The sequence below is a fragment of the Priestia sp. YIM B13551 genome (genome assembly GCF_042787905.1).
Lineage (GTDB): Bacteria > Bacillota > Bacilli > Bacillales > Bacillaceae_H > Priestia.
In genome coordinates this window covers 1,744,542-1,765,267 of the sequence record NZ_JBHZOX010000001.1, presented here as the reverse complement: position 1 = coordinate 1,765,267, position 20,726 = coordinate 1,744,542, and the positions used below count along the sequence as shown (strand labels likewise).

At 39.8% G+C, this 20,726-nt stretch carries 17 protein-coding genes and 1 pseudogene; 10 read left to right on the top strand and 8 right to left on the bottom strand.

Annotated features, from left to right (window positions below):
* The first annotated feature begins 74 nt into the window (after positions 1-74).
* The 4 genes from ACFX4N_RS08955 (at position 75) to ACFX4N_RS08940 (ending at position 3,643) form a co-directional block, all read left to right on the top strand.
* Entirely contained in the window at positions 75-212 is a 138-nt protein-coding gene (locus tag ACFX4N_RS08955) for a hypothetical protein (RefSeq protein WP_170959564.1), read from the top strand.
* A 166-nt stretch (positions 213-378) separates the two neighbouring features.
* A complete protein-coding gene (locus tag ACFX4N_RS08950) occupies positions 379-1,512 on the top strand; it encodes a DUF2087 domain-containing protein (protein WP_328125789.1) in 1,134 nt (377 codons plus the stop codon).
* Between the two features lie 62 nt (positions 1,513-1,574).
* The gene (locus ACFX4N_RS08945) at positions 1,575-2,897 is read left to right on the top strand and encodes an MATE family efflux transporter (RefSeq protein WP_328251399.1); all 1,323 of its coding nucleotides are present in this window, start codon (positions 1,575-1,577) and stop codon (positions 2,895-2,897) included.
* A gap of 110 nt (positions 2,898-3,007) precedes the next feature.
* Positions 3,008-3,643 carry a cupin domain-containing protein gene (locus tag ACFX4N_RS08940; RefSeq protein WP_098325776.1) on the top strand — a complete coding sequence of 212 codons (636 nt, stop codon included), beginning with the start codon at positions 3,008-3,010 and terminating at the stop codon, positions 3,641-3,643.
* Between the two features lie 51 nt (positions 3,644-3,694).
* Here ACFX4N_RS08940 and ACFX4N_RS08935 read toward each other — a convergent pair whose 3' ends face one another.
* Both ACFX4N_RS08935 and ACFX4N_RS08930 read right to left on the bottom strand, forming a co-directional pair.
* Entirely contained in the window at positions 3,695-4,567 is an 873-nt protein-coding gene (locus ACFX4N_RS08935; protein ID WP_377261237.1) for an LCP family glycopolymer transferase, read from the bottom strand.
* A gap of 34 nt (positions 4,568-4,601) precedes the next feature.
* Positions 4,602-4,973: a PilZ domain-containing protein gene (locus ACFX4N_RS08930; RefSeq protein ID WP_328125793.1), complete on the bottom strand. Its 372-nt coding sequence runs from the start codon at positions 4,971-4,973 to the stop codon at positions 4,602-4,604.
* Between the two features lie 549 nt (positions 4,974-5,522).
* Between ACFX4N_RS08930 and corA the strand changes: the two genes are divergently transcribed.
* Complete coding sequence (corA, locus tag ACFX4N_RS08925; protein WP_013055874.1) at positions 5,523-6,494, top strand: magnesium/cobalt transporter CorA; 972 nt, start codon at positions 5,523-5,525, stop codon at positions 6,492-6,494.
* A 39-nt stretch (positions 6,495-6,533) separates the two neighbouring features.
* On the opposite strand, the gene ACFX4N_RS08920 is transcribed toward corA, so the two are convergent.
* The gene (locus tag ACFX4N_RS08920; RefSeq protein ID WP_328125794.1) at positions 6,534-9,722 is read right to left on the bottom strand and encodes a S8 family peptidase; all 3,189 of its coding nucleotides are present in this window, start codon (positions 9,720-9,722) and stop codon (positions 6,534-6,536) included.
* A gap of 453 nt (positions 9,723-10,175) precedes the next feature.
* Between ACFX4N_RS08920 and ACFX4N_RS08915 the strand changes: the two genes are divergently transcribed.
* The 3 genes from ACFX4N_RS08915 (at position 10,176) to ACFX4N_RS08905 (ending at position 11,556) form a co-directional block, all read left to right on the top strand.
* The gene (locus tag ACFX4N_RS08915) at positions 10,176-10,685 is read left to right on the top strand and encodes an SUKH-4 family immunity protein (protein ID WP_231101795.1); all 510 of its coding nucleotides are present in this window, start codon (positions 10,176-10,178) and stop codon (positions 10,683-10,685) included.
* A 132-nt stretch (positions 10,686-10,817) separates the two neighbouring features.
* Positions 10,818-11,096, top strand: coding sequence for a YesK family protein (locus ACFX4N_RS08910; protein WP_013055877.1), 279 nt, complete (start codon positions 10,818-10,820; stop codon positions 11,094-11,096).
* A 1-nt stretch (position 11,097) separates the two neighbouring features.
* Entirely contained in the window at positions 11,098-11,556 is a 459-nt protein-coding gene (locus ACFX4N_RS08905) for a GNAT family N-acetyltransferase (protein ID WP_328125796.1), read from the top strand.
* Positions 11,557-12,304: 748 nt separating this feature from the next.
* Here the strand turns inward: ACFX4N_RS08905 and ACFX4N_RS08900 are convergent.
* The 4 genes from ACFX4N_RS08900 to nagA all read right to left on the bottom strand — a co-directional run bounded on the left by ACFX4N_RS08900 (position 12,305) and on the right by nagA (position 15,834).
* Positions 12,305-13,030 (bottom strand): SIS domain-containing protein, encoded by a 726-nt coding sequence (locus ACFX4N_RS08900; RefSeq protein ID WP_301264237.1) that lies wholly within the window; start codon positions 13,028-13,030, stop codon positions 12,305-12,307.
* 15 nt (positions 13,031-13,045) lie between these two features.
* Positions 13,046-13,771, bottom strand: coding sequence for a GntR family transcriptional regulator (locus tag ACFX4N_RS08895; protein WP_013055880.1), 726 nt, complete (start codon positions 13,769-13,771; stop codon positions 13,046-13,048).
* Between the two features lie 144 nt (positions 13,772-13,915).
* On the bottom strand, positions 13,916-14,647 hold the full coding sequence (gene nagB / locus ACFX4N_RS08890; RefSeq protein ID WP_029325042.1) for a glucosamine-6-phosphate deaminase: 732 nt from the start codon (positions 14,645-14,647) through the stop codon (positions 13,916-13,918).
* 2 nt (positions 14,648-14,649) lie between these two features.
* A complete protein-coding gene (gene nagA / locus ACFX4N_RS08885; protein ID WP_013055882.1) occupies positions 14,650-15,834 on the bottom strand; it encodes an N-acetylglucosamine-6-phosphate deacetylase in 1,185 nt (394 codons plus the stop codon).
* A 327-nt stretch (positions 15,835-16,161) separates the two neighbouring features.
* On the opposite strand from nagA, the gene nagE reads away from it, so the two are divergent.
* Together nagE and ACFX4N_RS08875 are read left to right on the top strand one after the other, a co-directional pair.
* Positions 16,162-18,039, top strand: a complete 1,878-nt coding sequence (gene nagE / locus ACFX4N_RS08880; protein ID WP_053486989.1) for an N-acetylglucosamine-specific PTS transporter subunit IIBC — start codon at positions 16,162-16,164, stop codon at positions 18,037-18,039.
* A gap of 163 nt (positions 18,040-18,202) precedes the next feature.
* Positions 18,203-18,922, top strand: a pseudogene (locus tag ACFX4N_RS08875) (DUF554 domain-containing protein).
* A 52-nt stretch (positions 18,923-18,974) separates the two neighbouring features.
* On the opposite strand, the gene ACFX4N_RS08870 reads toward ACFX4N_RS08875, so the two are convergent.
* The gene (locus ACFX4N_RS08870; RefSeq protein ID WP_097813260.1) at positions 18,975-20,645 is read right to left on the bottom strand and encodes an alpha-keto acid decarboxylase family protein; all 1,671 of its coding nucleotides are present in this window, start codon (positions 20,643-20,645) and stop codon (positions 18,975-18,977) included.
* Positions 20,646-20,726: the final 81 nt, after the last annotated feature.

The window sequence follows — 20,726 nt, the reverse complement described above, 5'->3', positions numbered from 1 at the left end:
AACGTGTTTGATTAGTGGTTCGTTTTTTTTGTTATGGTTAACGTAGGTTTCATGTATGTAGGTCTTTCTAGCAGTTGATTGGAGGGCAAGGCGAAGACTCCTGCGGGAAAAGCGGAACAGGTGAGACTCCGCAGGAGCGCAAGCGACGAGGAGGCTCACCGGCCGCCCGCGGAAAGCGAAGCCTTGCACGGAAATCAACTGCGGTGTCATAAGCGATCTATATGAGCTCATGTATCCTATTTGTTCGTATTTAGGTTGGGTTCATTTCGTTATGTTTCAACCTTTTTTGTGTATCATAAACGTAAGTTTGACATAATAATAAACATATAATATATTTGTTTATAAATTAATAAACAAAATAGAAAGGTGTCTATTTAAATGGTAAATAACTTGTTTTGGGAATCATCTTTTGAAGATATGAAGAAAGGGTACGGGGAAAGCGAAGAGCACTATCACTGCTTACTGTGCGGTGAAAGTATTGAAAAAGGCATTATTTATCCAGTGGAAGGTGTTTTTTATGAAGCAAAACGTTATATGAAGCTTCATGTTGAACAGCAGCACGGGTCTGTGTTTCATCATTTAATAGAGCTAGATAAAGATGTAACCGGTCTTTCTGATCATCAAAAAAATTTAGTGAAGTTTTTTAAAGAAGGAAAAAGTGATAGTGATATTCAAAAAGAAATGGGAATCGGCAGTTCATCGACCATTCGGAATCACCGCTTTACGTTAAAGAAAAAAGAGCGTCAGGCAAAAGTGTTTTTAACGCTGATGGAACTGTTAAACGACGGGGAAGAAGAGAAGAGGTTACCCGCATCAAATACAGCTCCTAAAAGAAGTCAGCGCTACAGCGTAAATGATGAAGAACGTGAAAAGATTTTAGCGAAGAATTTTCCGCAAGGTTTAAACGGACCTCTTCGTACTTTTCATTTGCAAGAAAAACACCGTCTTGTTGTTCTTGAAGAATTAAGCGGGCATTTTGATTTCGGTAGCACGTATACCGAAAAAGAAGTAAATGATAGGTTAGCACCTTTTTATGACGACTATGCGGTGCTGCGACGCTATTTAATTGAGTACGGTTTTTTAGAGCGCAGCGCAGATGGAAGCAGCTACTGGAGAAAAGGAGAGACAGAGATGAATACCGATTCAAAAGACTATAAAAAACAAATGAAGCAGCTAGCGAAAGAAGTAAAAACAGAAGGCGGCGTGTATCAAATTAAAAACCTTCACAACGATAAGATTTACATTGGCTCTACGCCTAATATCAAAACGTTAAACGGCGTAAAGTTCACGTTAAAGATGAACACTCATCAAAATAAAGAGCTTCAAAACGAGTGGAATACGTACGGAGCAGATGCTTTTTCAATTGAGATGCTGGAAACGATTAAAAGAGAAGAAGAAAAAGCACTTTCAAAAAAGGATTTGCTGAAACTGGAAGCGAAATGGTTAGAGAAGCTGCAGCCTTACGGCGAAAAAGGCTATCATTCGCCGAAAGCTGATAAAAAGGAGAAATAGGTGTGAAGAATCAAGATGTGAAAAGTGAAGTAGTGGAATCAGAAAAATCCGTCAGTAAGCTGATGCTTGTGTTTTTGATTCCGCTCATGTTAAGTAACGCCATGCAGTCCGTTGGGCAGCTGGCGGGAAGTATTATTGTCGGAAGAGCGCTTGGAGTTGATGCGTTAGCCGCTATTTCCGCGTTTTTTCCTCTGTTTTTTCTGCTTGTGTCGTTTTCAATTGGAATTGGGTCAGGAAGTTCCATTTTAATCGGGCAAGCGTACGGGGCACAAAATGAAAAACGAGTCAAAGAAATTATCGGTACCACGCTCACGTTTACATTTTTAGTGGGAATTGTGCTTGCTGTTTTGGGAAGCATATTTGCTCCGGATATTCTTCGGATTATGGGAACGCCGGCTAATATTATTGATGTAACGGTTCACTATGCGCGCATTTTGTTTGTGGCAATTCCTGTTTTGTTTTTATACTTTGTTTATACGATGTTTATGCGCGGAACCGGAGACTCTAAAACGCCTTTTTACTTTTTAGTTGTGAGTACGGTCTTAAACATCATTTTCCTTCCGATTTTAATTTTTGGATGGATCGGAGTGCCAAAGCTTGGAGTGTACGGCGCTGCGTATGCAACGGTGTTTTCAACCGTATTAACGTTCATTATTATGATTGTTTATTTACGCAAGAAAAATCATCCGTTAAAGTTTGACTCATCTATTTCATTAAAAATGGACGGAACGCTTTTAAAGCTGCTTATGCGTTTAGGGATTCCAGCTAGTATCAACATGATTTTAGTTTCTCTTTCTGAAATTGCGGTCATTACGTTTGTAAACGGATTTGGCTCAGACGCTACAGCGGCGTACGGAGCGGTGAACCAAGTGGCAAGCTATGTACAAATGCCTGCAATCAGCTTAGGAATTGCGGTTTCTATTTTTGCGGCGCAGTCGATTGGTGCTAATAAATTTGAGCGTTTAAAAGAAGTTATTCGCTCTGGAATTATGCTGAATTACGTCATTGGCAGCGTATTGATTTTACTTATTTATCTCTTTTCTAATCAAATTTTAGCTTTGTTTTTAACAAGTCAGCACACGCTCCATATTGCCGAAGAGCTGTTAGTGATAACACTTTGGAGCTATTTGATTTTCGGTCATGCGCAAATTATTACCGCTACAATGCGAGCAAGCGGTACGGTGCTTTGGCCTACGGTATTTAGTATTATGGCTATTTGGTGTGTAGAAGTACCCGTAGCCTACGTGTTATCGCAGTTTACACCTCTTGAAATCAAAGGGATTTGGATTGGATATCCAGCGGCGTTTGTTGTCAGCTTAATCCTGCAGTACGGCTATTATCAATTTGTATGGAAGAAAAAGAAAATTGAACGTCTTGTCGGATAAAAAACGAGCGGAAACGCTCGTTTTTTATTTTTCCTAATTAAAACACCCTTAGCTAAGAGTTTTAATAGGATAGTGCATATAACTTTTTGATGAAAAGAGGGTATGACACTATGAGTAAATCTGGATTTGTGCCGGATAATTCAAATATTAAAAAAAGCTCAGGAACGCCTAATCTGTCAGTGAACTATAAGCAAAACGTCCTGTTCAAACGAAATGATCAAAATATAGCGTATCAACTAACCTCAACTCAGCTGCCTGCTATGCTTGGAGGTGCTTTTGTTGATTTATATATGACGAAAGGGCATATGAGAGAACCCCACTGGCATCCAAACGCGTGGGAATTAGATGTCGTCGTTTCAGGTGAAGTGCAGGTGTCTGTCTTGGATCCTGATACAAGCAGCATGCACAATTACCGGATAAAACAAGGGGAAGTTGTGTTTATACCGATGGGCTGGTGGCATTGGATTGAGCCCTTATCGGAAGAAGCGCATCTTCATCTCTTTTTTAACAATGATCAATTCGAATCTACAGAAGGATCCGACGTGCTGCGCTTAACGCCTCCGATCGTGTTTCAAAAAGCATACGGAGTAAGCGCAAGCGAAGTAGCAGAAGCCGTAGCGCCAATTACGGATACGGTTGTGATTGGGCCGCCTAATGATCATTCTTCTTATAAGAAGGGCTATGAACGTGATGAAAAAGTTGTTATTAAAATAAATGAGAAAGTCGTGCGTGCTGAAGATAAGTAGCATAAAAAACCATTGAGCCTGCGGTCAATGGTTTTTTTCGTTAGGCGTTTTTTATAAAAACAGCTCGTTGCGTTCTAAGTGCTTGTACAGCCGCGTTGTGACTTGTTTTTGGTTCCATTCGTTTTGCGGAAACTGCTGCTTGTCTACATGAGAAACGGCCGGTTTGTAGGTTTTTTGAATCCGTTTGATATCATTAAAGGTTGCGTTGGTTTCAATGTGATCAGCGAGCGTAAATACAAGAGAATGCAGCTTTGCAACATTGGGAATCGTAGCTGCTTGGCTGAAAATGGCTTTCGCGACGGACAGCTGTCTTTCATGCGCAGTAAAGATGTCTTGCTCATTACGCTCCTTTAAAAAAACAAGCGCTTCTTCTCCGTTAAGGCGAATCGATCCTTTTGGAAAAACAATGTTGCTATGTTCAAAAGCACGTTTGTTTGTGACGATAATGCCGCCTAATTTATTTACAGCATCGACGACTGACTGCTGATCCATTTTGACATAATAATCAACAGGAAGCTTTGCGTACGTTTCGACGTTCTTTATGACAGCATTCATATTTCCTCGGTGATAAATGGTTCGCAGTGTTTCATTGCCGAGCTGAGTTGACCCTGGCAAGTGGGTCATTTTTATTGATTCATGCTGTTTATTAACAGTCATATACACAAATGACGTATTTTGATGGTTTTCTTGAATTAAAAGCAGGGAAAACGGTTGCCCTTTTTTTAAATTGACGTGTGTTTTGTTACCATGCTCAAGCGGTACATACGTTTGATCAACGGCAGCTTTCACCGTATGATAGCCTGCAAATGTGATGCTGACAAAACTGACGAGTAAAAATAGTACGAGACCGCCAATCCACTCTTTTTTTGCTTTGCTGCTCATCATCTCACCTTTTTCTATCGAAGTCGTTCGTAGTATTGCCATCTTAAAAGGGTAGTAAAACAAATGAGCGCTATTTTTATTGCTTATCTCGCTTTTTCTTGGCGTAGGTTTTGAGCTCTGTAATTAAAACCGCTTGTTCTTCCACATCGTTAAACGCTTCAATGCCATAAAGATATTCGGTGTGCCGTTTTTCTTTCCACACGCAAAGTCCGGTAATATGGATGGGTTTTTCATTTAAATAAAAGCTGATTTTTAGCTGAATTTGATGGTTAAAAATAGGTAAATCAAGCGGCGTAATTATTTTGATTCCTTTCGGTGAAAGGTCGATAACAGACAAAGGACCTGGCTTAGAATCGATTTCTTTGTTGTCGTATTTAGCAATGGAAAACGTTCCAACAATGGGAGTCTCAAATAAAAAGCGAAACGGTTCTTCACGTTTAAAATGCATGTATTATCAGTCCTTTTCGTAATCTAAGTTTGTTAAGTAAGTATTCGATGAAAGTCTAAAAATTCCTACACGTTTTTCCACATCACCCATATAATGTTTATCGGTGTAGAAAATCTCATATGACCACAGACCGGTCATGTGAGATTTTCTAGACCTAATCGTAGGCGATCCCCCTTGCGGGGTTGATCGCCTACGATTAGGTGAACCTTTGTGGGAGGATTCAAGCGGTCTTAGTTATCGATTGCCGATTATAACTGCTTTTATAGTATCGGAAGTTTTGTTTGAAACTTTAAATAGAGAGGGAAAGGTTTTGAAAAAAGCGCTACGCTAGAGTTGGATTGTATGTTAAAATTAAACTTTGTGAAGTAGCTGTATTACAAGTCAGCGTTCCTTCAACTAATTAGGAGGTGAGATGAATGGGCACTGATGACCCCATTTCGATGAAGGTTACTGCAAAACAAGATAGGGGCAACAAAGGTGTATATGTTCCTCTCATTTCAACGAAGGAAAATACTCCTTAATGCCTCAATGATGTGAGGTGAAAAATCAATGATTAAAACATACTTATATGATGATGAAACAAAAGAAATGGTAACGAATCTTGATTTAGGAGACGTGCATGAAAAATTGCGCAATCCTGATAATTTGCTGTGGATTGATTTGTATGATGTCCACGGACAAGAGCTTGCTCAAATTGCTAAATTATTCGATTTTCACCCATTGGCGATTGAAGACTGCTTACACGACAGTCCTCGCGCTAAAATGGATGATTACGAAGACTATAAATTTTTCGTTTTTCACGCGCTTCGCTATAACGAAGAAAGTGATGACGAGATTACGACGCTTGAGTTAAATGCCTTTGTCGGATCAAATTACGTAGTGACGATTCATAAACATAAAATGGGCTGGCTTCGCAAAATGGATGCTGTGTGCTCACGCTATCCAAAGTTTATGAACCGCGGCGCCGACTTTTTACTGTATGCTTTGATTGATGGCATCACGGACGAATACTTTCCGATTTTAGACCGAATTGACATGCGTATTGATGAATTAGAAGATGAAATCTACAACAAAGAAGTGCGCGGAGTGACGGAAGAGTTCTTGGCGTTAAAAAGAACGATTATCTTAATCCGACGCGTTATTCTGCCTCAGCGCCGAATTTTCTTAACGGTTAATGGAAAGTGGAAATTCGACATACGAGAAGAAAATGTTCCTTTCTACATTGACTTGCTTGACCACTTAGAGCGTATTGTAGACTCTGCTGAAACATTTAGAGACCTCGTAAACAGTGCACTTGATACGTATTATTCTATTACCAATGCAACTTCATCTGAAAAGCTGAACGTCTTAACGCTGATTTCAACGATTATGCTTCCGCTGACGTTCGTAACCGGATTTTTTGGGATGAACGTACCGATTCCATATCAAAATTCCCACTGGGCTACTGCTGTTATTATTGTTATGTTAATTGTGTTAACGTGGGGAATGTGGAAATACTTTAAAAACAAACAGCTTTTATAACCAAAAGGCGCTTGGCCATAAGCCAAGCGCCTTTTTTCTTTATTTTGTCACCGTTTTTGCTGTTGCTTTACTTGTATTGTTCGCTTTGTCTTTTGCAGTTACGCTTAAAACTGTTTTTTCTTTTTGCTTTTTAATTTTTACTGAGTATTGCCCTTTGCTGTTAGCAGCAGCAGAGCCAATGCTTTTTTTGTTTACTGTTACCGTTACGGTAGCATTTGCTTCTGTTTTACCTGTTACAGCCGTGCTTTTTGTTGTGACAGCATTTACGCTTGGTGCAGCAGGGGGAGTTTTATCGCTCACTTTTACAGTCGTAGCTTTACTTGTGTTGTTAGCTGCGTCTGCTGCTGTTACGCTGATTGCTGTACCTGCTTTTTGTTTTTTAATTGTTATGCTATACTGACCTTTTGCATTGGCTTTTGCTTTGCCGATTTCTTTGTTGTTCACTTTCGCTACAACAGATGCATTTGCTTCTGTTGTTCCTTTAATAGCCGTATCCGCATCGCTGACTGGATTCACTTTAGGTGCATTTGGAGCAATAACGTCACGCACCGTTACTTTTACTTCTTCACTTTCTTGTTGTTGGCTGTTTGTAGCCGTGATATACAAAACTGTATTTTCTTTTTGTTTTGGAATTTTTACTTTGAACGCGCCTTTGGCATCAGCTTTTGCTGAAGCAATCACTTTCTTAGCGCTGTTTTTAACATTTACCGTAAAATTCGCTTTAGACGTTCCTGTTACGTACTCATCTTTATTCGTTACGGCTTTTACCGCTGGTTTGGCAGGTGCTTTTTGAACAACTGCACGAATGCTCGCACTTGCTTTTCCGTTTGTGACAACCACTTGTAAAACGGTATCAGCTTTTTGAGCTGGAATGTTCACAGAGAACGTATTTTTTGCATCAGCTTTGGCTGTGCCAAGTGTTTTTGAGCCGTTCATTACTTTAACAGTTGAACCGCTTTGAGCTTTACCTGTAACAATTTTTTGCGTGCTGACAAATGTATTTACCTGTGCTTGCAGCTGCTGTGCACTTACCGCGCTGTACGCATTTAATCGTCCCCATCCTGATACGTAATCGTAGCCTGGAGCAGGGGGTTCTAACGGACTTTCTTCATCATCGTATACAGGAGCATCTTTTTCATCGAATTTAATATCTTTAGCTGTATCCGTTAGGCGTTTTTCAACGTCTGTTGGCTTTAAGCCTGGGTTTTGCGATAGCAATAATCCCGCAACGGCTGCCACGTGAGGTGTTGCCATTGATGTTCCGCTTAAATAAGTGACGTTCCCGTCTGGAACAAGACTTGGAATATCAGAGCCAGGAGCTGTAATATCTAATCCTTTTCCATAGTTTGAGTAGTCAGATACGATATCTAAACGGTTTGATGCGCCTACTGAAATCGCATAGGCAGATGAAGCAGGGTAAGAGAGCTCTTCCATACCGTCGTTTCCACTTGCAGCTACAACCGTTACATTATGGTCGTATGCGTATTTTAACGAATATTCAAGCACACGGCTGTAAGATCCGCCAAGGCTTAAGTTAATGACTTTTGCACCGTGATCAACCGCGTATTTAATACCGTACGCAATTTGTTCTGTATCTCCGCTTCCAGATGCGTCTAGAATTTTAACCGGTAAAATTTTTGCATGAGAATTAATGCCAGCCATTGAATAGTTATTGTTTGCAGAGGCTGCGATAATACCTGCTACGTGAGTTCCGTGTCCGTTGTCGTCTGTTGCATTCGACGAACGATCCACGTAGTTATAGCCTGTTTTTGTATCCACCACGCCTTTTAAATCAGCTAGTGATGAATCGACGCCCGTATCCGCAACGGCAATAACCGTATCTTTTAATTTTTGACCGTTTAGTAATTTTTCAAGCGATTCGTATTGAATATCGGCATGTTGCGTACCGTCATTTTTACCCGTATTGTTTAATGACCATTGATACGGATATTGTGAATCCATCGAAAGAGCGTGATACTCTTGAACCGGCTCGATAAATTCAGTTTCAGGAAGTGCCTGAATTTGTTTTGCCGTCATTTTACCTTGAGCAGATGACGTGCTGAAGCTTTTTGCATTGCTGTCATCTAATTGAATAACAAACATATTATCAAAAGAAGCAGCTGATTGTTTTAATGGATTAATAGATTCAATGCTTGCTGATTTTGACTGTGCTTTTGTTTTGAATGATTTAGCATTTGCACCATCTTTTAATTTAACAATATAGCGAGTTTCAGCTTTTGTTGAAACGCTGTTTGCGCTGACTAATTTAGCTCTTACTAATACAGACGATACGTTTAAATCCGTTACGTCTTTTAATTTTGTTTGTGCTGCTACTTTTTCTAAGTCTTTCTTTAAAGCAGTCGGAACGGATTTATAAGCGATGCTGTATAAATCATTGATTGCTTTTTGATCAGCACTTGTAATCATATATGTGCTTGATGCGCCGTTTTTCGCCACATCTGTAAATAGACCCTTTAGCTGAACTAAATCTTTGTATACTTGTTCACGCATCGATTTATCAATAATCATTTTAGAGCTGATAAACGGAGCGGCTTTGTAGTAAAGAGAAGAAAGGTCTTTTCCGCTTGCTGTTTTTGAAAGCACAGCGTCGCGAATCGTACGCAAATCTTTTAAAATACCTTTTCCGTTTTCTTTTTGGCTTGTACTTAATTCAGCCGGGCATTCTTCTTCCATCATTTGAGAAGGAGGAAGTGAAGCGCCTCCATAGCTGATTGTATATGGAACTTCTGTTTTTTCTTCCGGCTGTGGTTCTGGAGAAGTTGAACCATCTTCCGCATCTTCTTCAATCATGCCGTCTTCGCTTCCATAATACTCAACTTTCACGTAATAAGGGCCAGTCCAAGCGATTGGAAAATCAAGCTGAGCAGGCTCATCTTTGTAGGAGTATCCCATATAACGGTCAAATGCCACGTTGTTTTTGGCATTTTCAAGACTAGAGTAAACCGTGATGTTTACTTCATCATCACTTTGAAGCTTAATTCGGTAGTGTGAAAACTTTGCTACCTCTTGCTTAGAAGGATTAATTTTGTACCAATGTGTTTGTTCTGGTTCTGTAAATGTTCCTTTTGCTGCTTTACCGATGCTTAATGTTTTTTCATTAGCAGGAGGATTGCCTGCCGCTTGTGTTTTCAGTAAGCCTAATTGGCTAAAACACAAGGTGAACATTAAAGCAAAAGCAATAAAACGATAAATTGACCCTTTTTTCATGTTAAACCTCCAAAAAATATAGTAAAAAACAGGAATTACATACCTATTAAACCATAAAGTTTAAAAAATTGTAAATAATTACTGTTACTTATTTTATTATTTTGTCAAGTTATTAATCTCGCATAAGAAATGGTGAAATAAGTCCTAGTTGCAAAAAGTAGAAAAAATTGGAATAATAAAGATTGAGCCTGTTTATAAGAGGCGAGAGTACGCTGAAAAGGGAAGAAGGGAATGAGAATTATTTTTCAAAGCAGAATTCACTGGAGAAAATCTGGTCGGTTTCTTTTTACCTGTGTTTATAAAGAGGAAATCGGGCTATATAAATAAAGATTGGAAAAATTTTCAGTCTAATTAAGTTCATTTGTAGCATATAATACGAGCTGGATTTCTTTTATAATAAACAAAAGCAAAGAAAGAGCAAATGGTGAAAAGGAGTGAAAGAAGTTGTCAAATGTGATGCAACGACAGGAAAAACGAATGAAGTTTGATGCCGAACAGCTTGCACCCCTTGATATTGATAAAGAGACAAAGAAGTTGCTAACAGAAAAAGGATTGCCCAAAGAAGCTTCACCATTTCTAGAGTTCGTTTCATCCAAAGGAAAGCTAACAACGCTATGCGAAACATTTGAGTTATCATCTCGCTACCAGCACTATTGGTTTTTAGGAACAACAGGCGCTGGAGATCCAATTTGTCTTCATCAAAAAAACGGTTCGGTTGTGCTGCTCGATACGTCCAACGATGACTGTGAGCGTTTTATTAATACAACTTTTCCGCAGTTTTTAGCATGCTTAGATGTGTTTGAAGAGCTAGTAGAAGAAACGATTCAAGCTAACGGAGAATCTGCATACTTAGAGAGACACATTCCTGCTGAGGTGCTGCAGCGATGCAAAAAACGTATGAATGAAATTGATGAAGCTTGCTTAGCCCCTTATTCTTTTTGGTTCAAAGAACTTTCTTTTTAATATAGTAGAAAAATAGACATGGCCGTTTTGGTCATGTCTATTTAGTTGTGGCTGCAGGGCTAGATAGAATAAATAAAAATGATAGTATATAATGGATATAAATTCCTTTTTTGAAGAGGGAGGAAGGTGTAAATGATTTCTTTATTTGGATTAATGGGTGCTTTCTTTGTGCTGCTTGCTGGTGCGTCGTATTTCTTCTATAGAAGGAACTCGCCCGTGCAGTACGGAATTTCACTCAGCAGCATGCTAATAAGCATATTTCTATTTCTATATAGCATATTTGGAGTTGGCGGCTTTGAAGGAATGGGTCTGGGTGCTTTAGCGGCTGCTTTGTTCTTGGCATCGGTTCTGAGCTTGTTCGTCAGTGTTCTTTTTAACATCATAAATAGACACGGGAAAGGTGCTGTGTGAAATGGGAGAAATAACCTTTAGAGAAGCAGTGCGGGAAGATTTAGATCAAATTGTTGGAATGCTCGCTGATGATATGCTCGGAAGCAAACGAGAGCGCTACGAATTACCGCTTCCAGACTGTTATGTTCAAGCATTTCAGGCAATTGATGCGGACCCAAACAATGAACTGATTGTCGCATGTAAAGATAGTGAAGTAATAGGTGTTCAACAAATAACCTTTACGCCCCACATTGCACGACAAGGCGGGTGGAGAGCAACGATTGAAGGAGTTCGAACCGCTTCGTCAGAGCGCGGGAAAGGAGTTGGATATCAGCTGATTACATGGGCGATTGAACGAGCGAAAGAACGTAACTGTCAGTTAGTACAATTAACAACCGACAAGGAACGGTCAGAGGCTTTGCGTTTTTATCAAAAGCTTGGATTCACAGCTTCTCATGAAGGATTAAAGCTCCATTTATAATTCGCTGTTAATGGTTGTATCCCTGTGGTAAGAATTTTTTGATTAAAATGAATTTTTTAGTTTAGTTCAATTGAAACGTGGTATACAAATAGTACAGAGCCGATAGAAATTTTTCTAAGGCTACTGTGAAAGGTAAATACTTAGCTTCATGAAGGGACTGATTTCGTTTTGGAATACTTAACAGCAACTTCAGCAAACGTATTACCTCACATGAAAAGCAGATATTCTGATCTGACAATTGGCACTCTCGTTATGAACCGATATACGTAGCGAAAGGGCCTCACAAGGGCAAATGAACATGAAATAATTAGCATGATATGAAGGGAAGAACCTGCATCAGTTTTGATGCAGGTTCTTTTTTGTGAGATGCAGCAGGAAATTTTATACAAAATTTTGGAAGGAATTTATATGTAAAATCTATAAGTTAAGTATGGTAAGTTATTTTACCATCACGGATGAAATCATACATACAACAATTATGAAAGAAGCTAAAAGCCAGCTGGAACATTACCGTAAGAAAATCCTCAAATGAAGGCATTACAAAATTTCTTATAACTTATTTGACACCTAAGGTATAAAAGAGTATACTTATGTTAAACATAGTAATTATGTCGGATAAGTAGGTTATGGTGCTGTGAACAAGACTTCTACTGATAAAGAGGAGATCTAGTCCAAATCTTACAGTCCGGCTTTGATGAGATGCTTTCAAGCATCTTTTTTTTGTGCAAAAAAACAGCCGCAGGGGCTGTTATAGGGCAGTAATTCTTCCTTTGTAAGCATCAATCAACCGCTGGTTATGTTCATCTGAACCTTCCATGTTTCCGCTTAAAAAGACAGGAGGCGTAATGCCGCGGCTGAGCAGTTTTTGAATAGTTCTAGATAGGATATCGTTTAAGATAGTGCCTCCAATTACAGTGGAACCAGAAGCGAAAGAAATGTCTTGCTGATGAAGAAGAACGTCTCCTTTTGGAATATGATTATTAATAACAAGATCCACGACATCATGAAGGTATTTTCCGCTTTTATGTCGCGAAGCCCGGCTCGTGGCATAAGAAGGAGAGGTAAGCCCGATAACAAAGGCGCCTTTTTCTTTTGCAATTAAGGCCACATCAATCGGAACGGGATTTACGCCCGACGTAGAAATCACAATCATGATATCGCCTGGTACGATATCTTCTTTTTCCATAAAGGTGGAGGCATAGTCGTTTTTACGCTCTAGCTGTGAAGAGCGCGAAGCTCCTTTATGAAGCATCAGTTCTTCTACAAAAATAGGATGAATCGGTGCAAGCCCTCCGGACCGGTAAAACACTTCTTCCGTTAAAATATGAGAATGACCGCACCCAAATAAATGAATGAGGTGATGAGAAGCTAATTGCTGTGAAATTTTCTCGGCTGCGGATTCTATTGCCTGCTGTTCATGCGCCTCCACTTTGGCAAGCAGTTTTGTTAGTTCCTGTAGATATAAACTAGACATAAAAAAACTCCTTAGTTAAGATCGTGTCATGTTAATCGTAAACTTATAGCGGTCTGCTCGGTACGAAGACTTCACCACTTCAAGCGGCGTGCCGTCTTGCAAATACGTATTTCTTTGAATCAATAGAACGGGTGAATATGAGCTGATTCCAAGATGCTTCACTTCGGTTTCAGAAGCTAAAATGGATTCTAACGTTTGATTGGCTTCGCCAATTTTCAGCCCGAGCTCTTCTTCAATATAGCGATAGAGCGAGTCATTAACAATGGATTCTGTTAAGCCTTTGACTAAGTTAGCGGATACATACACGCTTTCAAGCGCCATTGGCACGTCGTCAGCTAAACGAATACGCTTGATTTCATAAACAGGTGCATGAAGAGAAATTTGCAGCTGCTCGGCAATTTTTTCTGAAGCCGCAATAATTTCAAAGCTCAGCAGCTTACTGCTTGGCACCATTCCGCGCGCTTTCATATCTTCTGTAAAACTCGTTAATCCAACGAGCTGCTGCTCCAGTTTTTTTTCAGACACAAAGGTGCCCCGGCCTTTTTGACGGTATAAATAACCGTCGTTTACTAAATTGTTAATCGCTTGGCGAACGGTCATTCTGCTGATTTCAAATCGTTCTGCAAACTCTCGTTCAGAAGGAAGCGAATCATTTGGTTTTAACTCTCCGTTTTCAATTTGTTTTTTCAACTGTTCTTCAATTTGATAATAAATCGGAAGAGGTGAGCTTTTATCAATCACTTAAGTTCTCTCCTTTATGTAAACCTCCTCATCTAAAAAAGACGAGGAGGTATGTTATCTATATATACTCTAACTAATAGCCAGACACCTTTCTTTCATAAAGACGGATTGATTATAGTCGGGACAGCCTACTTGACTATTCTTTCAAAGGCTCACTTTAGCTAAAGCTTCTTGGTCCGCAATAATTGTAACACAGTGATGTTTCTTTAAAATAGAAGCAGGAAAGTCTTCTGTGATTTCTCCGTTAAGCAGCTGATACATCGCTTCTGCTTTGGCTTCCCCGGAGATAAGCAGTAAAATTTCTTTACTTTTCATAATCGATTCAATTCCCATTGTAATAGCCTGAGTAGGCACTTCGTCAAGAGAATTAAAGTAGCGCGCATTCGCTTTTCGCGTTGACTCTTCTAACGTCACAATATGAGTAGGAGAGTTGAATGACGTACCAGGTTCGTTAAAGCCAATATGTCCGTTTTGGCCGATTCCAAGAATCTGAAGGTCAATGCCTCCGTGATTTTGAATCATTTCATCGTAGCGGCGGCATTCTTCTTCAGGCGTATCAGCTAGGCCGTTAGGAACGTGCGTGTTGCTTACGTCAATATCAATATGATTAAATAACGCATCTGCCATATAGTAGTGATAGCTGTTTGGATCTTGCGGCTTCATTCCGACATATTCATCTAAGTTAAATGAAGTAACGTGTTTGTAAGACGTGCCGTGCTCCTTATGATCTTGAATTAAACGATCATATAATCCTTTCGGCGTGCCTCCCGTTGCAAGTCCCAGATTCATATTTGGTTTTTCATGAAGTTTGCTAATCAGCATATCAGCTGCTTTTGCGCTCATTTCACTGTAATTTTTCACTTGGATGATATTCATTGTTAGTCCTCCTTTTTAAAGCTCAATGTGCCTCGGCAAAATGTCATTTCAACATCTAAGTTTTCATTTAACACCACGATATCCGCATCTTTTCCAATTTTGATGCTTCCTTTTGTATCGAACAGATTAAGCTGTTTTGCTGGGTTTTCAGCAGTCATTTTTACGATGTCTTCTAATGAACAGTTCGTAAAGCTCATCGTGTTTTTAATCGCATCGTTCATCTTTAAGATGCTTCCTGCTAATGTTCCATCTGCAAGTGTAGCGGTTGTGTCGTTTACGTGAACAGGCTGCCCTCCTAAATCATACGTACCGTTTTTTAGCCATTTGGCACGAAGAGAATCCGTGATAAGAATCATGCGTTCACTTGTAATTTGATCGTACGCAAGCTTGACCATTTCAGGTCGGCAGTGGATGCCGTCTGTAATCAGCTCTACAAATAATTCATCTCTCAAATACGCGGCCCCTAATACGCCCGGCTCTCTATGGTGAAGACCGCGCATGCCGTTATATAAGTGCGTAATATGAGACGCTCCTGCTTCGATGGCTTCACCAACTTGATCGTATGTGCTGTCGGAATGGCCAATAGAAGCGACGACGTTTGTTTCTTTTAAATAAGAAGTAAGCGCTAAGCCGTTTGGCTGCTCCGGAGCTAATGTAACAAGTTTAATATGTCCTCCGGCTGCTTTTTGCCACTCTTGAAACAGTGTCACATTCGGATCTTGAATGTGAGTAGGCGGCTGTGCGCCCGCACGTTTCGGTGAAATAAACGGACCTTCTAAGTGAATACCAACTACTTCAGCATCCGCATCTGTTTGCTCTTCGATATAAGTGCCGGCATTGCGAAGCGCTTTTTCAACCGCTTCATTCGACTGTGTCATAGTGGTTGCTAAAAAGCTTGTTGTACCTTCTTTTGGGAGCGTGCGCGCCATTGTTTTTAATGCTTCTGCTGTACCGTCCATCGCATCGGCATTGTTAACGCCATGAATATGCACATCAATGGCACCCGGAATCACTTTATAGGAAGGAGAAAGTTCAATTACATGGTCTTTTGGCTGACGTACGTATTGATGTATCTCTCCGATTTCAGTGATTTTTTTGTTCGTTAGTTTAATATACCCATTTTTTAATGTCTGATTTTCACTATAAACGGTTACATTATAAATAATGATGGATGAATGTGTATCCATACATACACTCCTTTGCTCGTTGTATTGATTTAAGTGTAACGCTTTTTGGAATAGTTGTCTAGACCAGTTGATTCTTTTTTGTGAACTAGAAAGTTTTGTAAGGGCTTTTAACATTGATATAGAAAGGTTTTTAAAAAGAAAATTGGTATAGACAACTATATATTTTATGTGCTAGTATGAGTCCATGCAGTAAAACCGCCGTTATGTCAGCTGATGATGTAATCATAGGCCGGGATGAATGCGGTAACTTGTCATCCGATAAATATTGTTACGAAAATCCTTGCTCGTAACATCGGGTTAAATACGTTATACAAAGGGGATAGAAACATGCTGAATTTTTTACAACGTATTGGTAAATCGCTTATGCTGCCAATCGCAGTATTACCTGCTGCGGCATTGCTTCTTCGTTTGGGTCAAAAAGACTTATTGGATATTCCGTTTATGGCTCAAGCCGGAGATGCGATTTTTGCGAATTTAGCACTACTGTTTGCACTCGGTATTGCTGTAGGGCTTTCAAAAGATGGAAGCGGCGCAGCAGCACTTGCCGGAGTGGTCGGTTATTTTGTGTTAACAAAAGGGACTGTAGCTATTGATAAAGATATTAACATGGGTGTACTCGGCGGGATTGTCTCGGGGGTAACGGCTGGTTTACTATACAATCGTTTCTCAGCCATTAAGCTGCCAGAGTGGCTCGGCTTCTTTGCAGGAAAGCGGTTTGTACCGATTATTACGTCAGTCGTTATGCTCGCGCTTGCAGGAATCTTTGGGGTTATCTGGCCGCCGATTCAAGATCAAATTAACAACTTAGGAACGTGGATTACAGGAGCAGGAGCGCTTGGTGCAGGTATATACGGATTTTTAAACCGTCTACTGATTCCAATTGGACTGCATCACGTGTTAAACAGCTTAGTATGGTTTGTATTCGGAGACTATCACGGCGTAACGGGAGATTTGAACCGCTTCTTTAAAGGCGATCCAACGGCAGGAACATTTATGTCTGGATTCTTCCCGGTTATGATGTTTGGTTTACCGGCAGCTGCGCTTGCGATGGTTGCAGCAGCTAAAAAAGAAAAACGCAAACAAGTCAGCGGTATGTTAATCGGACTTGCTGTTACTTCTTTTTTAACGGGAATTACGGAACCAATTGAATTTCTATTTATGTTCGTAGCACCGCTATTATACGTTATTCATGCCGTTTTAACGGGAATTTCGATGGCTTTAGCCGTTGCACTTGGTATTCACGCTGGATTTGGATTTTCAGCAGGGGCTATTGATTTCTTCTTAAACTACGGAATTTCACAAAAACCGCTGCTGTTAGCAGGAATTGGAATTGTGTATGCAGTCATTTACTTTGTCATTTTCTACACGCTGATCAAAGCATTAAATTTAAAAACACCGGGACGTGAAGATGATGAAGAAGTAGACACATCAAACGAAACAATTGTTGCAACAGGCGATAAATATGTGGATATGGCGTCTTATTTTATTGAAGATTTAGGCGGAAAAGAAAACTTAACCGTAATTGATAACTGTGCGACTCGTCTTCGTTTACAAGTAGCTGATGCCGGCAACATTAACGAAGCTGCCTTAAAGCGTCACGGAGCGAGAGGAATCATGAAGCTCAGCAAAACAAATGTTCAAGTAATTGTCGGAACAGAAGTAGAGTTTGTTGCAGACGCAATGAATCAATTAGTTAAATACGGCACAGCGTCAACCGCTGCACCTGTTGAACAACAGGCTGTCCAAGCAGACGCACACACAGAGTTTGTGTTACCGTTTGAAGGCGTTGTAAAGCCGCTTAGTGAAGTAGAAGATCAAGTGTTTTCACAAAAAATGATGGGCGACGGCTTTGCGATTGAACCTATTGAAGGAACGCTCGTATCACCGATTGACGGTAAAGTGATGACCGTATTCCCAACAAAACATGCGATTGGATTAAAAACAGCAGAAGGAATTGAAATCCTGATTCACGTTGGATTAGATACGGTGAATTTAAAAGGAGAAGGATTCGAAGCGCTTGTTCAAGAAGGGGACAGCGTTCAACAAGGAACGCCTCTTTTAAAAGTGGATTTAGAGTATGTTAAAAAGCATGCACCGTCGATTGTGACACCAGTTGTATTTACCAATTTGCCTGCAGATAAAGAAGTGAAGCTGTTAAAAACAGGCTACCAAAAGCAAGGCACAAAAGACGTTATTACATTTTAATAAAAAAGCATAAGCTCGTCTGAGCTTATGCTTTTTTTCTTTTTTTAATAATTGAAAGAATTTTGTGTTAAAATTTAGTGTGTTTGATACAGCTAGTGCAGAGCGGAGAGGGAGTAGAACGAATGAAAAAAGAAATAAGATTGTTTATAGTAAAGGTGACAACATGTTTATTATAGGAGCATTAGTAAATGGACTAGCGATTGTTGTAGGAACATTAATGGGCAAGCTTGCTCACCGCATTCCTGAAAAGGTAAGCGTGACGGTGATGTAAGTGATGGGTTTATCGGTTATCACGCTCGGTTTGCAAATGGGCTTTAAAAGCCATCAGTTTTTAATTGTAATTTTGAGCTTAGCCATTGGAGCGGTTATTGGTGAGTTCATCGATTTAGATGAAAAGCTAAACCTTTTAGGCAATATGATTGAACGAAAATTTCAATCTCAGCAAAATGACAAGCAAACATTCAGTATTTCACAGGGCTTTGTGACAGGAACTTTAATTTTTGTTATTGGAGCAATGGCGATTGTCGGGGCATTAGACAGCGGAATACGCGGTGATCACAGCGTATTGTTTACAAAAGCGGTGATGGATGGATTTATCTCATTATTATTAACCACTACGCTTGGAATAGGCGTCATTTTCTCAGCGGTGCCCGTGTTTCTATACGAAGGGATCATTGCGTTATTTGCCACGCAAATTAATGCGGTCGTGCCGCAAGATTTAATGAATAGTATCATTGCCGAAGTCACAGGAGTAGGGGGCGTGTTAATTTTAGCGATTGGAATTAATTTATTAGAAATTATTAAAATTAAAGTTGCTAATTTACTGCCTTCGATTTTAATTGCGGTTGTGATTGTAGTTGTGCAGCATACATATTTTTTATGAGGAAAAAGCTTGTGAGCATGACTCACAAGCTTTTTGTGTTACAGTTATTAGCTTATACGTTTTGATTTGCAAATCGTTTTGAAAGTTCGGCAAGCAGAGCAGGTTTATCGTCTCGGTGCATCATAACTTCAATAAATACGAGATGTTGATAATTCTGTTCGGCCAATATTAAAGCTTCCTCCAGCTCTATTTCTGTACGAACTTTAAAAGTTATACTCCGGTCTTTAGGGCCTAACACAGCGGGAAGCTCTTGATAATTCCACATTTGAATGTCATTATATACTTGATTTTCGCCGTGAATCGCACGTTCTACCGTATAGCCGTCATTATTAATTAGAAAAATTACCGGTTTAATATGTTGACGCAGCATAGTTGACAGCTCTTGTGCTGTCAATTGAAATGAACCGTCGCCGATAAGCAATACGTTGCGTCGGTTTTTGTCGGCAAGCTGTGATCCTAAAAGAGCAGGGAGTGTGTAGCCGATAGATCCCCAAAGCGGCTGGCCGATAAATGTTGTGTCTTTTGGCAGCGGCATGGTTGCTGCTCCGAAAAAAGATGTTCCTTGTTCCGCCAACAGTACATCATTTTCATGAAGGAAAGCAGCAATTCGTTCAAAGAACCTTTCTTGCGTTATCTCGGTTTCAGCTGCAGTATATGATTTAGCAGCCAGCTGTGAAGTGAGAGAAAGAATATCCAAATCTTCCGCTTTTCTTTTTGTAATTGCACTGCTTAATGCGTGTAAAGAATCAATCATTGTAGCAGGTGCATATTTTGTGCTGTTAAACTGAACGGAAAATGGGTGAATATGAATAACATTGTCCTTTGAAAATTGGTGAGAAAATCCGCCTGTTATTGAATCCGTTAATTTTACTCCAACGCTGATGATGCAATCTGATTGATCTATACGTTTTTGCACATAAGAAGAACTTAAATCTCCGTTGTAAACACCGATAAACTGAGGGTGTGCTTCATTAAAAGCACTCTTTCCCATACTTAATGTTGCAACAGGAAAACCGGTTTTCTCAGCGAATTGCAGCAAAGCTTTCTGTGCTCTGTATCGAGTTACTTCAAAGTCTGCCAGTATAACGGGCCTTTTGGCTGAATTGATTCTTTCGGGAACGTCTACTATCATTTGTTTCAATGTTTCTTCGTTACTTAAAATGGCACTGTCTAATAATGAGTTGTAGGGTTTGCTAATAGGCTTATCATATACGTCGGTTGGCAAATTAATGTGAACAGGCCTTTTGTCAGTCCAGCATGTAAGAAGTACGCGGTCAATTTCTTGAGCTGCATTTTCCTGTGTAAGGAACGTTTGAGCTACAGTTACTTCTTTATACATAGTTGAAAAATGATCGAACTTTCCGTTTCCAAGCGTATGGTGAACGTACAAACCATTATCCATTACATTTGTTGTAGGAGTTCCCGTAATTTTAACGACGGGTACACGTTCAGCGTAAGATCCTGCAATACCGTTAACAGCACTTAATTCACCGACACCAAATGTTGTAATGAGCGCGGCCATTCCATTAACTCTTGCATAGCCATCAGCAGCATAAGCTGCATTTAACTCATTACAATTTCCGATCCATTCTATTTCTTTATGATCAATGACTTCATCTAAAAAAGATAAATTATAATCGCCAGGTACACCAAACATATGGTGAACACCTAATTCGGCTAAACGATCTAATAAATAATGTCCGATCGTATAGTTGCTACTCATACTTCATCACCTCAAAATAATATGTCAACACAGTTGACTTAAATACAGTGTAGAAGAATAAGTTTTTTTAGTCAAGTATAT

Bases quoted from the DNA above. Each gene is read 5' to 3' on its own strand.
- ACFX4N_RS08950 (WP_328125789.1), top strand. From the start codon at position 379: ATGGTAAATAACTTGTTTTGGGAATCATCTTTTGAAGATATGAAGAAA.
- ACFX4N_RS08945 (WP_328251399.1), top strand. From the start codon at position 1,575: ATGCTTGTGTTTTTGATTCCGCTCATGTTAAGTAACGCCATGCAGTCC.
- ACFX4N_RS08940 (WP_098325776.1), top strand. From the start codon at position 3,008: ATGAGTAAATCTGGATTTGTGCCGGATAATTCAAATATTAAAAAAAGC.
- ACFX4N_RS08935 (WP_377261237.1), bottom strand. From the start codon at position 4,567: ATGGCAATACTACGAACGACTTCGATAGAAAAAGGTGAGATGATGAGC.
- ACFX4N_RS08930 (WP_328125793.1), bottom strand. From the start codon at position 4,973: ATGCATTTTAAACGTGAAGAACCGTTTCGCTTTTTATTTGAGACTCCC.
- corA (WP_013055874.1), top strand. From the start codon at position 5,523: ATGATTAAAACATACTTATATGATGATGAAACAAAAGAAATGGTAACG.
- ACFX4N_RS08920 (WP_328125794.1), bottom strand. From the start codon at position 9,722: ATGAAAAAAGGGTCAATTTATCGTTTTATTGCTTTTGCTTTAATGTTC.
- ACFX4N_RS08910 (WP_013055877.1), top strand. From the start codon at position 10,818: ATGATTTCTTTATTTGGATTAATGGGTGCTTTCTTTGTGCTGCTTGCT.
- ACFX4N_RS08905 (WP_328125796.1), top strand. From the start codon at position 11,098: ATGGGAGAAATAACCTTTAGAGAAGCAGTGCGGGAAGATTTAGATCAA.
- ACFX4N_RS08900 (WP_301264237.1), bottom strand. From the start codon at position 13,030: ATGTCTAGTTTATATCTACAGGAACTAACAAAACTGCTTGCCAAAGTG.
- nagB (WP_029325042.1), bottom strand. From the start codon at position 14,647: ATGAATATCATCCAAGTGAAAAATTACAGTGAAATGAGCGCAAAAGCA.
- nagA (WP_013055882.1), bottom strand. From the start codon at position 15,834: ATGGATACACATTCATCCATCATTATTTATAATGTAACCGTTTATAGT.
- nagE (WP_053486989.1), top strand. From the start codon at position 16,162: ATGCTGAATTTTTTACAACGTATTGGTAAATCGCTTATGCTGCCAATC.
- ACFX4N_RS08870 (WP_097813260.1), bottom strand. From the start codon at position 20,645: ATGAGTAGCAACTATACGATCGGACATTATTTATTAGATCGTTTAGCC.